This window comes from Flavobacterium foetidum (assembly GCF_004634245.1).
GTDB lineage: Bacteria > Bacteroidota > Bacteroidia > Flavobacteriales > Flavobacteriaceae > Flavobacterium > Flavobacterium foetidum.
In genome coordinates this window covers 1-12,383 of the sequence record NZ_SJTF01000011.1, presented here as the reverse complement: position 1 = coordinate 12,383, position 12,383 = coordinate 1, and the positions used below count along the sequence as shown (strand labels likewise).

At 34.2% G+C, this 12,383-nt stretch carries 12 protein-coding genes and 2 tRNA genes; 3 read left to right on the top strand and 11 right to left on the bottom strand.

Annotated elements, in window-relative coordinates:
* Window position 1: 1 nt before the first annotated feature.
* A complete protein-coding gene (locus tag E0W73_RS14250) occupies window positions 2–694 on the bottom strand; it encodes a MotA/TolQ/ExbB proton channel family protein (protein WP_135222743.1) in 693 nt (230 codons plus the stop codon).
* Between the two features lie 131 nt (window positions 695–825).
* Here E0W73_RS14250 and E0W73_RS14245 point away from each other — a divergent pair, with 131 nt between their 5' ends.
* The 3 genes from E0W73_RS14245 to E0W73_RS14235 all read left to right on the top strand — a co-directional run bounded on the left by E0W73_RS14245 (window position 826) and on the right by E0W73_RS14235 (window position 2,533).
* The gene (locus E0W73_RS14245; RefSeq protein WP_135222742.1) at window positions 826–2,052 is read left to right on the top strand and encodes a bifunctional folylpolyglutamate synthase/dihydrofolate synthase; all 1,227 of its coding nucleotides are present in this window, start codon (window positions 826–828) and stop codon (window positions 2,050–2,052) included.
* Window positions 2,053–2,229: 177 nt separating this feature from the next.
* Window positions 2,230–2,304: transfer RNA gene (locus E0W73_RS14240), tRNA-Val, on the top strand.
* Between the two features lie 154 nt (window positions 2,305–2,458).
* Window positions 2,459–2,533, top strand: a tRNA-Val gene (locus tag E0W73_RS14235).
* Between the two features lie 85 nt (window positions 2,534–2,618).
* On the opposite strand, the gene E0W73_RS14230 is transcribed toward E0W73_RS14235, so the two are convergent.
* The 10 genes from E0W73_RS14230 to E0W73_RS14185 all read right to left on the bottom strand — a co-directional run bounded on the left by E0W73_RS14230 (window position 2,619) and on the right by E0W73_RS14185 (window position 12,028).
* Window positions 2,619–2,978 carry a MerR family transcriptional regulator gene (locus E0W73_RS14230; RefSeq protein ID WP_135222741.1) on the bottom strand — a complete coding sequence of 120 codons (360 nt, stop codon included), beginning with the start codon at window positions 2,976–2,978 and terminating at the stop codon, window positions 2,619–2,621.
* Window positions 2,979–3,155: 177 nt separating this feature from the next.
* Entirely contained in the window at window positions 3,156–3,500 is a 345-nt protein-coding gene (locus tag E0W73_RS14225) for a VOC family protein (protein WP_135222740.1), read from the bottom strand.
* 274 nt (window positions 3,501–3,774) lie between these two features.
* Window positions 3,775–4,203, bottom strand: a complete 429-nt coding sequence (locus tag E0W73_RS14220; RefSeq protein WP_135222739.1) for a hypothetical protein — start codon at window positions 4,201–4,203, stop codon at window positions 3,775–3,777.
* An 85-nt stretch (window positions 4,204–4,288) separates the two neighbouring features.
* Window positions 4,289–5,344 (bottom strand): hypothetical protein, encoded by a 1,056-nt coding sequence (locus tag E0W73_RS14215; RefSeq protein WP_135222738.1) that lies wholly within the window; start codon window positions 5,342–5,344, stop codon window positions 4,289–4,291.
* A 152-nt stretch (window positions 5,345–5,496) separates the two neighbouring features.
* Entirely contained in the window at window positions 5,497–6,948 is a 1,452-nt protein-coding gene (locus E0W73_RS14210) for an FAD-dependent oxidoreductase (protein ID WP_244248486.1), read from the bottom strand.
* Between the two features lie 162 nt (window positions 6,949–7,110).
* Window positions 7,111–8,199: an acyltransferase family protein gene (locus tag E0W73_RS14205; protein ID WP_135222737.1), complete on the bottom strand. Its 1,089-nt coding sequence runs from the start codon at window positions 8,197–8,199 to the stop codon at window positions 7,111–7,113.
* A 433-nt stretch (window positions 8,200–8,632) separates the two neighbouring features.
* Window positions 8,633–9,976 carry a glycine-rich domain-containing protein gene (locus E0W73_RS14200; protein WP_135222736.1) on the bottom strand — a complete coding sequence of 448 codons (1,344 nt, stop codon included), beginning with the start codon at window positions 9,974–9,976 and terminating at the stop codon, window positions 8,633–8,635.
* A gap of 4 nt (window positions 9,977–9,980) precedes the next feature.
* Window positions 9,981–10,484, bottom strand: a complete 504-nt coding sequence (locus E0W73_RS14195) for an endonuclease V (RefSeq protein WP_135222735.1) — start codon at window positions 10,482–10,484, stop codon at window positions 9,981–9,983.
* Window positions 10,485–10,593: 109 nt separating this feature from the next.
* Window positions 10,594–11,400 (bottom strand): acyl-ACP--UDP-N-acetylglucosamine O-acyltransferase, encoded by an 807-nt coding sequence (lpxA, locus tag E0W73_RS14190; RefSeq protein ID WP_135222734.1) that lies wholly within the window; start codon window positions 11,398–11,400, stop codon window positions 10,594–10,596.
* A gap of 64 nt (window positions 11,401–11,464) precedes the next feature.
* A complete protein-coding gene (locus E0W73_RS14185; RefSeq protein WP_135222733.1) occupies window positions 11,465–12,028 on the bottom strand; it encodes a Crp/Fnr family transcriptional regulator in 564 nt (187 codons plus the stop codon).
* Window positions 12,029–12,383: the final 355 nt, after the last annotated feature.

Here is a 12,383-nt window from a genome sequence, read left to right as displayed (position 1 = left end):
CTTATGCTCTTTGAATTATATTGACAAACTCTAAAATCTGTTTCTGAATTTTTAAGGCGAAATCATCAATTTTTCCGTTCAATAAATGGTACGCAGAATACGCAATAATTCCAACGATTAATCCAGAACCCGAACTGATCATTTTTTCGTATAAACCTCCAGAGATGTTTCCGATACTGATGTTTTCTGTAACCGAAATGCTGTAGAAAATTTTAATAACCCCTGAAATTGTTCCAATGAAACCAAGAGTTGGTGCAATACCTGCGATAAGTCCAAGGTGACCTAAACGTCTTTCCATTTCACCGATTTCGATATCGGCTGCACGATCCATGTTGGATTCGATTTCTGCAATAGGTCTTCCGATAACCAAAACACCTTCTTTTAGAATATTTCCAGCAGCGGTATTGCTTCTTTCAACAATTGTTCTTGCCAGGTCTATGTTTCCGGAATTTAGTTTATCGCCTACATCTTGCATCAAACGATTGTCGATTTTTGAAGCACGGCTGATGTACAAATATCTTTCAAAAATGATATAAATAGTATAAAACAATAAAATCGCAATCGGAATCAAGAAAACTCCCCCTTTCATGATGAACCCAAACATTGATATTTCATTTTCTGGTGCAATCTTTTCGATCACTACATTTGAGGCATTTGCGATTGTATCTGTTTGTAATTGAATAAAACTAAACATATATTAATTCTGGTTTTTAATAATTAATTCTAAAAAATATTTGAAATTTGCAATAAAGATAATTTTCGCTTTTATATTAAACTACAAAAATCGAAATTTATTTCAATCGACAACCATTTTATCCAAAATAAATGAACTATCAAGAGACTACCAATTGGATGTTTGATCAGCTTCCAATGTACCAATTACAGGGGGCTTCAGCTTATAAAGAAGATTTAACCAACATTAAGCTATTAGCAGCGCATCTTGGCCATCCTCAAAAGCAATTGAGATGCATTCATGTGGCTGGTACCAACGGAAAGGGCTCTACTTCGCATATGTTATCTTCAGTTTTACAGGAAGCGGGTTACAAAGTCGGATTATATACTTCTCCGCACTTAAAGGACTTTAGAGAAAGAATCAAAATTAACGGAAAAGAGATTTCGGAAGCGTTTGTGATTGATTTTGTTGCAAAACACAAATCTTTTTTTGAAGCCAATGACATGAGTTTCTTCGAAATGTCGGTTGGTTTGGCTTTTGATTATTTTGCCACTGAAAAAGTAGATATCGCTATTATTGAAGTTGGTTTGGGCGGAAGATTGGATGCAACTAATATTATCACACCATTAGTTTCGGTAATTACGAATATCGGCTTAGATCACACGCAGTTTTTAGGCAATACGCTCGAAGCCATTGCGGGCGAAAAGGCTGGAATTATAAAACCAAATGTTCCAGTTGTTATTGGCGAATATAACGACGAAACAAAACCTGTCTTTTTGGCTAAAGCCGAAGAAAACAACGCGCCGATTTATTTTGCATCAGATTTAATCGATCAGATTTACTTGTCTGACTTAATTGGCGATTATCAATTTCACAACAAAAAGACGGTTCAACAGACAATTTCGATCCTGAACAATGAAACCGACTTTAAAGTTTCTACCGAACATTTAAAAGAAGGCTTATTGCATGTTGTAAAAAATACAGGTTTGCAAGGTAGATGGCAGCAATTGGGAAAAAACCCAAAAATAATCTGCGACACAGCTCATAACAAACACGGATTGACCGTGGTGATGAATCAGCTGAAAAATGAAACTTTTAAAGACCTTCATATTGTTTTAGGCGTTGTCAACGATAAAGATCTGGATTCGATTTTGCCATTATTTCCAAAAGAAGCGAAATATTATTTCTGCCATCCAAATTCGTCACGAGCTCTACCTGGCGAAACGCTACAAAAAGAATCTCAAAATTTTGGTTTGATTGGAGAGAAATACGATTCTGTTGCAATCGCTTTCGCGGAAGCGAAGAAAAATGCGTCAGAAGATGATTTAATCTACGTTGGAGGAAGTACTTTTGTGGTTGCCGAATTGCCTTTAGGCTAAAATGACTTTTGAATTGGGAAAAAACATCAAAAAATCATTTTAATAACAAATTCATAAACAAATAGATATAAAACATTTTTCACAAAATCTTATTTTTTATTCGTTTTTCTTTGGAGAACTCAAAAACAAGCGTATATTTGCACTCGCAATCACAAACGATAGCAACATAACAAAATAGGGCGATTAGCTCAGCTGGTTCAGAGCACCTCGTTTACACCGAGGGGGTCGGGGGTTCGAACCCCTCATCGCCCACTAAAAGACTCCTTAAGAAATTAAGGAGTTTTTCTTTTAAGTAAGAAGCTAATGAGAATTCAAAAACTGACAAAAGTTGAAAATTCTTTGCAGAATTCAAAAACAAACTTATATTTGCACTCGCAATCATAAACGATAGCAACCTAGCAAAATAGGGCGATTAGCTCAGCTGGTTCAGAGCACCTCGTTTACACCGAGGGGGTCGGGGGTTCGAACCCCTCATCGCCCACTAAAGTCCAAAACTCCAAAGTCATTTGATTTTGGAGTTTTTTTATTTTATAGACCTTGTGAGGTCTGCGCGAGAAAATTTCATTTCAAGAAACATTTTGTATTTTCTCACAGACTTTTTCAAGAAGCCTTTTGGTCTGTTTGAAATATTTCATTTTATCATCGATCTCTTTTATTTTAGCTTGAAAAAGCTCAAGTGTTTCTGGTTTAGAATCAACAGTTTCAAACCAACTGGTCAATATTTTTTTTATTTCGGCCAACGTAAAACCGACTTCTCTGGCTTCTATAATAATTTCTAATCGTTCAACAGTATTAGCATCATAATGTTTATAGTTATTAGATTTCACATTTTGTTTAGTCAAGCCCTTAATCATTCCTAAATTTTCGTAATATCTAATCGTATGGATTGACAGTCCTGTTTTTTTTGACAATTCGTTTATAAGCATAACAATTCCTTTTTTAATCAAAAAACAATTAAGCATAGAGTATAGTCTATACTTTACGATTGCAAATGTAGTAATTATTTCTGCTCTTAAGCTTTTTAAAAATACTTATTTAATGCTGTTTTTTTGATTTTGTATGATTTCTTTAAACCATCTGTGGAATTTGCTCATTCAACGAACTCACTTTTTATAAAGTTCGATCTTTCTTCCGTCAGGATCGGAAACTATTGTTAAAAAGCCGAAATCTGTTTGCACAGGTTCTGAAAACGGTATTCCGTTAGTTTTGAGCAAATTCAATGTTTGCTCAAAATTATCAATTGCAAAACCTAATCTTGTACTACAGTCTTCTTCAGTTTGGCTCTTTGTAAGCGGATAAATTTCAAAAACAAGACTTCCTATTGTGGCTGAATAATGCATCGGGGAGTTACCATGTTTATGATAATCAAATTTCAGCCCCAGCAAACTATAAAAGTCAGCTAGACGACTCTGGTCTTTTGTTCTTATTACAACAAGTCTAATCTCCATATCACTTATTATTAACCGATTTATATTCAAACACTTAAATTGTTCCGTCTTTAAAGAAAATCCAACGGGAAAAACTACTTTTAGAATCTCTAGTTTCTGTTAATTCATAAAAAATTGCATCGTGGTATTGCTTGTTGTATTTATTTTTGTCGCAATATATTTCACAAACCCCTGTTTCTTCTCTTTTCCTTCTTTGTCACTACTGGTTTAATCAAACCCAGCTCTAACAGCTTTTTATTGTAAAGATTTTCTCGGAGCTTTTCGAATTCTTCTTTTAAGAGAAAAAGTAGCTTTTCTGATTCGTTCGGATTTTCGAGTTTTTTCTGCATAATCGCAATTCTCGAATTATGAGAAATCCCATTGCGATTAATAACAAAGTGAACCTGTGGCGGATCTTCCATAAACCAATCAGAATAGTTTTTTTTAACCGCAATTCTTCTAGGTCCATTAAAAGTTTTATAAGATTTTTAATTTCAGGAGGCAATTCAAGCCCAAATAAACTTTCAATTTCTTTCTTTTCGTATCCACCTGCAAAAAAACCAATCTCGCCTCTGCATTCATAATAGATATCAACGAAAATTTCAAATCTTAAGAGACGTTCTGTCCAACCATCCGAATAAATATAAGACAGCAGATATTCTTCATCTAAAACATACCAACCCGACTCATCAGGTCTTTGAATTTCTAATCTATTAAAGCCCATTTTTTAAAATCGAATGCTTCTTAAAACTTTACAACTGAAAAGTCAATAAGACCCTCAGCTCTATTTTTTATGACTTATGAAATTGCTACTTCATTTTACTAAGCGCCTTAGAATTACGCAACAAAAACACATATTGAAAATAATCTGTTGCAAAAGCATTTTCTTTCGGAATAATGTTGTCTCCAAAAAGTCTAGATTTTAAATATACCAAATTTTGTGATTTAAAATAAGGGGAATTTTCCGAATTCAGCTTAAAAAGCGTAATCGAATTTGGCTTGCTTACTTCTTTTATATCATTTATTCCTTTTACCAAAACCAAAGGACCGTCGGCATTTCCCCACTCTACTTTTTCATTTTCAGGGGTTGGAAATTGCGGGTTTTTAGGAAGATACATTTCGCTGTCTACAGTGTGGCTTACAAAACTTATGGTTTTAAACCCCGCTTTTTTTAGTTCTACGCCGAGAATCTTGCTTCCTGATTCCAGTTCACTTTGAAGGACATGATAAAAACCAAAAAGTCCGTAAAACTTTTCGTTTTCAAGTTTCAGTTTTTGTATAGCGTTTTTAAAATTCTTGATCATTTCTAAATCTCTAGGCTCTTTTGATTTGTCGTCAAAATTTTTGTCGATTCCAATTACCGTTATTTTTGAAGAATCCGGCAGCTTTTGGTTGTAATCGTAAATAGCATCCCATTTATCAAACAATTCCCTACTCGACTGTTGCGGAATTCTCTGTGCAACAGCCACTACAACCTCTTTCAAAATGGTTTCGTTTTTGGTTTTATCCGAAAGAAAATTATTCAGTTTTTTAGCAGTAATACTGTCCATTTCGGAAATGTAGTAACGAATTCCGATTTTTTTATTCAGGAAAAAGAACAACTCTCTGTCTATAATCTGATTATCGGCAAAACCATGAATTTCTCCTAAAAGAAAAACTTGCGAATCGTAAAAATTCTTATCAAAAAGTTTTCCGTTAATAGAATCTTTAATTACCGCATTATTGGCCTTCAAATAATCAACATTTTCCTGATTTTTAGATTCCAGAAATATTTTGCCACTGATATAAAAATACAATGCAAAAATGATAAATAGGCTCAGAATTGTGAGAAACGTGAATTTAATAAACTTAAGAAACTTCTTCATAGGTTAATTGTTTTTGGTTGGTTAGTTTTGGTAATCATTTCAAATTCAGATTCGTAAATATATATATTCCTGAATTATTTTATAAGAAAAATTACCAGAAGTGCCAACAAATTACTAAAACCTATTTTTTTCTTTCTTTTATTTGAAATTCTTTAGTTTCGGTCGTCTTTTTTCAAACATCTTCCTCTGGGTTCATCGCCTTCATGAAGCACAATTTCTGAATGCAGGAATTCTGCGGCTGCGGCAGAATCTTTTACTTTTACAGCGCTTCGGGCGAGCATTTCTGATTCAAATTGATTCAATACTTTTTCTCGGATTCCAATTTCTTTCCATTCTGCTGATGATCTGCAGCCAAGTGAAATAGCCCTCGCCAGCAAAAGCGCATCAAGCAAAGCCTGGTTGGCTCCTTGTCCTTTAAACGGACTCATGGGATGTGCGGCATCGCCGATTAATGTTATTTGATTTCCTTTCTGAAGCATTTCAGAAGTCAGCAACTCTCTGTCGTAAACAGGATAACCAGAAATCTGTGCCTCTTGAGTTGCTGCTAAAATCTGCGGAATCGGATCATGCCATTGTATTCTGCGGCAAGCTTCTTCTTTTAACGCTTTAGCTCCAAGAGCACTCAATGATTTTGCCTCTTCTTCTGGCATCGGAAAACTAAGTTGCCACATGACCGAATCGGCAGTGTATGGCATGATATAAATACGTTCGTTACCGTTGGCGGTCTGAAAAACGGTAGCAGAATCTAATAATGAATTATGTGCTTCTGTTATGTCCTTCAGCGGACAAATTCCTAAAATAACAATACAATCAAGATAACGCAAGGGAGCAGAATCTTCTCCGATAAGCTGTTTGCGTACAGCACTGCGAATACCATCGGCACCAACAACGAGATCGGCTGTTGTCTTTCGCATCCCGTCTTTGGTCTGAAACGTTAATTCGACACCTTTGTTTTTAGATTCTTCGAAATCAATCAGTTGACAACCCCACTGAACAAAATTACTCCCACCAAGTTGTTTAAGAAGTTCCAGGCGCAGTAATTGTCGTGCGATATGGACATTTGTTCGTTTTTCATATCTTTCAGCATCAGCCTGAATCCACTTTCTGATTCCCCATTCGCCGATTATTTTTCCCTCGGTTGTATGAACTACATGTCTTGTTGAAATGACACCATCTTCTAACGAAAAAATTCCAAATCCTTCTATAGCTTTACTGGCCTGTTGCAAAGTGAGTCCGTATCCTTGCGAACGCGCTTCAAAATTCTGATCTCTTTCAAAAAGAGTAAAAGGAATATTTCGGTGCAAACAAGCCACTGCCAAAGCTACTCCGCCAATTCCGGCTCCTATAATGGCAACATGCGGAAAAGTTTCAGTATCTGCTATGGGGCGATTTGCTGCGCGAACAAGTCCTGAACCTGAACAATTACTACAACTATGCTGATGCGCTTTTGGACGAATTGGAGGTTTTCCTGCGCCGTTGCTTTTCTCAAAAAGATTAAGCTCATTTTGATAGCGAAGTTTCATTTTCTTACTGAGTCCGCGACTTTTTGTGCCCTGCCCTTTACAATCGGGGCAGACAACCCAGTTTACATCTTCATTTTCCACTTTTTACTTCTTTTGTAATTGTTCGCTTTGGCGAATTTATAAATTTAATATAGTTATTGAATCTATTTTTTTTCGTGTCTTGATGTTTCAGAAACAACATTAATATTAAAAACAAACTATAAACTCATAAACCTTACTATAAACGGTTATTTGGGAATAATTTCACAGTTGCTTTTTGCGTTTCTCAGTCAAATATTTTCGAACGGGAATATCATATACAATCATTACCAAATAAGCAAAACCAACTAAAAGCACCACACTTATAGCTACTATAAATGTGAGTTGCGTAGTATTTGGTTTATGATTGGTGATGTAATTCCCAAACATCCATAAAACGGCATAATGCGTCATATACAAAGGATATGAGATGTTACCTGAAAAGAGACATACCTTTTTCAAACTCGGTTTTAAAACAGCACCCGCACCTAAAGAAATGAGCAACGGAAAATAAAACAAAACCACAAAAGGTTCCGTAATCCAATTCCATTTTGAGAACGGCATTATAAAAGCCAAAACCAATAAAACTGCCAAACCTATAAAACCTAATTTATTTTTGATGATCCAATTGGAACGATAAATAAGTAATCCTGCTAAAAAAGAGTACGAAATTCTGGCACATCCATCCCAAAAAGTCGGACCACTCCAGCCTCCGAGTAAGTTGCCAGAAAAATAAGCAACATAACAAATTGCAAATGCCGAAAGTATTGTGCCCGCGAAAAGCAAAGTTCTTCCGATTCTAAAAAGTACAAAAGCATACACGATATTGGCGATATATTCCCAAAACAACGACCAAGCCGGAGCGTTGAAGCTAAAGAGATTAAAACCTCGGTCAGCAATCACGGGAAGCGGAATAAGAAACAACGAACAAATAAAGGTCAAAATGATTTTTCCGGTGCTGTACAATTCGAGCTGACCACCAAAAGGATCAAACAAAAAAGCCAGCAAACCTAATACAGAACCCGCAATTACTAACGGATGCAACCTGATAATTCTTGAAATAAAAAAATTTCGGATGCCCATTTTGGCAATTCTGTCATCGTAAGCATAACCTATTACGAATCCCGAAAGGCAAAAGAAAAAATCGACAGCCAAGAAGCCATGGCCTATAAAATTCTGACTCGGATCGGTAAAAATCCATTCCATAAAATGAAAGACCACAACCGCTAAAGCTGCAATCCCCCGAAGTCCGTCAAGAATTTCAAAATGTTGTTTTTTCTTCAGGGCCAATTCGGGATTTTCGTTTGTACTCATTTATTGAATGTATTTGTGCCTTTTAGCTTGCAAAATATAGATAATTATATCCAAATCAAATTAGTTTTTCCATTTAAAAAATACAAACAGATTTGAAAGTTCAATACGAATTACATTTTTCTAATTCTAACCCGTTGGGCGTAATTAAAAAAATAAAAGCATTTTAACACATAGAAGCATCGTTTTTTGTACCGAAAAAAGAAAATGGAAGAAACAAGTTTCCACACATAGCTAAACTATGTGCATTTAGACTAGTGAAACGCCTTTTTTAAGTTTAGTTAAACTATGTTTCTATGTGTTGAAAATAATTTCACCCAACGAGTTAATTCTAATAATTTCATTTAGCCAATTTCTTCTATCCAATCGTATTCATTATTTGCATAATCTTTTATAAAACCATTTTCCTTTTTTCTTTTATAAAAAGCGATAAAAACTAATCGCCTCCACACCCGCCACATGAACTTCCACAGGAACTACCACAAGAACTGGTGTCACTTGAACTGCTGCTAGAATTATCGTTATTAGTAATAGGAAGTGTAAGAGGAACAAAAGCAAAAGCTATATTTCCATATAAAAAATAATTCCACTGCCAATCTTTCTGGGTGTCTGTATTTTGTTTTTCTTGCAAGTGCGCAAAATGCATTCGCTTTGAAAACAAATCATTTAAAATTCTATCAAAAATAGAAATTGAAACCAAAAACAGAATAAACATCACAACTAAAAGCAACCCAACAGCCTTTTCTCTAGAAAGCCCGGTTATAATTCTGCAGACCCCTATACTCAATAAAATCCCAAAAACAAATAATGCTATTTTGACAATTTTTAAAAACTCTTTTGAATTGATGATTACCGTTTTTATAGTGCCGATACTTTTTTCAATCTGTCCAAAAATTGGTTTGTTACAAACGATGTGATGCAGTTGAGAATAAGACATTGGTTCGTATTCTTTCATTATTTCGATAATGCAATTTTCATGTTTATTATCGGTCCAATCTTCAACAACCAATTTCAATCTATTATTTACAACTTTGACCCTCTGGTTTTCAATCAAATTATTTACAACTCCCCGTACTACAAATTCTAGGTGATTTTTTTGAAAGAAAACCAATTCAAAAGCAGTGAGGTTATTGATAATAAAGTTTGTTTTGAGATTTTCAAGTATCGTATTTCCAGCATTTTTTGCGTATTCCAGCAACAAAAAAACACTGACAATATAGAGCAAAATGTAATAAAGCAAAAAATACGGATTATCAATTTGGATTAAAACCGGACTTATGACCCAATAAAGTGGGAATAGCAGCGCTAAAAATCCCAATATATATTTTTGTGTAATTTTCTTTGATGTTGTACTGCTACTTTTCAGGTTTAATGAAAAAACATTATTCGAATTGTCCCAGATTTCTTGCGGTTGTTTCCCAAAATTGATTTCATATAGTTTTTGGGTAATTTCTTTTGCTTTCTGAAATTTCTCAAAATCAGCTTTATTGTGTGTGGATGGAACATGTTCTATTCGCTTACCTAAAACTCTACAAAAGTCAGAATACAAATTTGTAAAAATCAAATGCTGATGCCAAACTATATCCACTATTTCCGAAGGAGAGACCATTTCGCTTGACGTTGCTGCCAAATACATAAACTTTTTATATTCAAGAATAGCTGTTTTTGTAAAATAATCTGTCCAGCTGTTTTCAATCGCTAGTCGTATAGAGAAACCATATTCATCTGCTGGATTATCAAAATCAAAACTTGCTATTGCTGTCCAAAGCTGTATATTCATAAAGTTAAGGCTCTTTTGTTAATCTATCTAATTCTTTAAGTAAGATTGGCATTCTAAATTCTCCAGCCATGCTGCTCACTTTATCAAAGGCTTCTTCCAGATTTATCCCGACTGCAGTTATATACAACGGTTTTTGGCTATCACCCCTCAATAAACCTTTTTTATTTTTTTCAATACTTGCAAAATTTGTTTTTGCAACACCAATTATTGGAATTTCTTTTTCAAGTTTTTCGTATAAATATCCTCCCAAACCATACTTTCCCTCATCATCCAGATAGACAAATCCATCTACAATAATTGCTTCCGCATTTTTAAAATCTATTTGCCGCAAGAGACTCAGAATACACGGCAACTCTCTTTTATAGAATTCACCCGGAATATATTCTGCAACATTCTCTCTAATTTCACTATGAATCTTAAAATTAGTGCTGTCATTCCAATTTTCAAATTCAAGACATACCGTTTTGGCCTTGTTGTCAAAATAGTAAGTATCAAAGGCTAATATCATTTCAATAGATTAATTGTTATAAAGCCAACAAGCTAAATAATTTATGCTGAGAATTCTTAGTGCAAAATAAACATTTAAACCTTTAATTATTTAAAATTTAAAAGATTCTTTAGAATAAAACTAAGCTGCTACTAACGGTTTTGATTCTAACAAACCCTTTTATAATTCCCCTTTTAGATCCTTTAATAAAGTTTAGAATAATATCTCGCTCTAAACTTTGATGAAAATCGCTTTCTATTATTTCTAAAGCTGTTTTTACATTTAATCTCTGTTGGAAGATTACGCGATAAATCGATTTCAATTCCTCTAATTTTTCTGATTCAAAACCACGTCTCTTTAAGCCGACAGCATTTAAGCCTGCATAACTCAATGGCTCACGCGCGGCCAATACATATGGCGGAATATCTTTAACTATACGACTCAACCCTGTAATCATCGAATGATCCCCAATTATAGAAAATTGATGAATTGCGGTTAATCCACTAATGTTTACCCAATCACCAACAATTACTTCTCCAGCCATGCCAACATTAAAACCGATAATATTGTTGTTGCCAATCGTACAATCGTGTCCAATGTGAGCACTGGCCATAATTAAATTATTATTGCCAATAAAAGTCTTTTGCTTTGATGCAGTTCCTTTATTTAAGGTTACAAATTCCCGAATGATGTTGCAATTGCCAATCTCCAGAAATGTCTGTTCATTATTATATTTTAAATCTTGCGGAATTCCTCCTAAAACTGCACCTGAATGAATTTCACAATTCTGACCAATTCTTGTACCGTTCAATATGGTTACATTATTGCCAATCCAAGTATTATCTCCAATTTCAACATCATTTTCTATTGTAGTAAAGTTTCCAATGCTTACATTCTTTCCGACGATTGTCCTGTAACCTATTTTATTATTTCCCAATTTTGTTTATTTAGATATAAATGCAAAAATTGGAAAATAATATCTTTCATTATTTGATGTAACATCAAGAAATTGAAGCCCGTATTCTGCTTAAAGTTTCTTGACTGACACCTATTAAGGATGCAATATGTTTCAATTTAGCTTTGATAATAATCTGCGGAAAAGATGTAAGAAGGAAAAGATATTTCTCATGTGCGCTCATCACGCTAAACAAATGATGAAATTCATTAATTTTAGAAAGATAAAAGCGAAGCTGATTAATATGGAACTTTGAAAAAAGAGGATACTCCAACAAAATTTGTTCATCAGAATAAGTTAGAGAATAAAGTACTGTGTCTTCACAAGTCTGAAAATTTTCAAACGATGTTTTTTGTTCAAAAAAACTGCTTAATGAAGTTATAAACTGATTATCTGTATAAATCCATTTTGTGATTTCTTCACCGTTCTCGAAACAATACCTACGAACAGTTCCTGATTTTACAAAATAGACTTTATTGCAGATTTTTCCTTCCTGAATAATCAATTCGTTTTTTCTAAATTCCTCAATAACGAAATGCTTTTTTACTGCTTCTTCTGTTTCAAAATCTAATTTCTGAAAGCCATTAATAACTTCAATAAGCTCTTTCATATTTAAACTGTTATAAAACAAATTTATTAATAAATCGAAATGTATTTGATAAAAGCTCAAAAAAGAGTTTTTAAAGAGCTTATTCTAGACATGGGATTAGATATTCGGTAAACTAAAACGGCGCAAAAAAAGGGATCAGGAGCAAAATAAACATTTATGGCGTTTCCCTCCGGGCCGGGCTGTCCGCTGTATCTTTTGCTTTTTAAAGAAAAAAGCAAAAGGATGCCGCTTCCATCCCTAACGCAAGCAGTCCTTAAGAAAGTTTTGGGTTTGCTGCATTATTGAAGTTGAATGGAATTTGCAATTTCAAAAATTGTCTTTTCTTGAAATATCATAAAACAAAAAAAATCCTCAT

Excerpts from the sequence above, each read along its gene's own strand:
- E0W73_RS14250 (WP_135222743.1), bottom strand. The coding sequence starts at position 694 with ATGTTTAGTTTTATTCAATTACAAACAGATACAATCGCAAATGCCTCA.
- E0W73_RS14195 (WP_135222735.1), bottom strand. The coding sequence starts at position 10,484 with ATGATATTAGCCTTTGATACTTACTATTTTGACAACAAGGCCAAAACG.
- E0W73_RS14185 (WP_135222733.1), bottom strand. The coding sequence starts at position 12,028 with ATGAAAGAGCTTATTGAAGTTATTAATGGCTTTCAGAAATTAGATTTT.
- E0W73_RS14225 (WP_135222740.1), bottom strand. The coding sequence starts at position 3,500 with ATGGAGATTAGACTTGTTGTAATAAGAACAAAAGACCAGAGTCGTCTA.
- E0W73_RS14215 (WP_135222738.1), bottom strand. The coding sequence starts at position 5,344 with ATGAAGAAGTTTCTTAAGTTTATTAAATTCACGTTTCTCACAATTCTG.
- E0W73_RS14245 (WP_135222742.1), top strand. The coding sequence starts at position 826 with ATGAACTATCAAGAGACTACCAATTGGATGTTTGATCAGCTTCCAATG.
- E0W73_RS14230 (WP_135222741.1), bottom strand. The coding sequence starts at position 2,978 with ATGCTTATAAACGAATTGTCAAAAAAAACAGGACTGTCAATCCATACG.
- E0W73_RS14220 (WP_135222739.1), bottom strand. The coding sequence starts at position 4,203 with ATGGGCTTTAATAGATTAGAAATTCAAAGACCTGATGAGTCGGGTTGG.
- E0W73_RS14205 (WP_135222737.1), bottom strand. The coding sequence starts at position 8,199 with ATGAGTACAAACGAAAATCCCGAATTGGCCCTGAAGAAAAAACAACAT.
- E0W73_RS14200 (WP_135222736.1), bottom strand. The coding sequence starts at position 9,976 with ATGAATATACAGCTTTGGACAGCAATAGCAAGTTTTGATTTTGATAAT.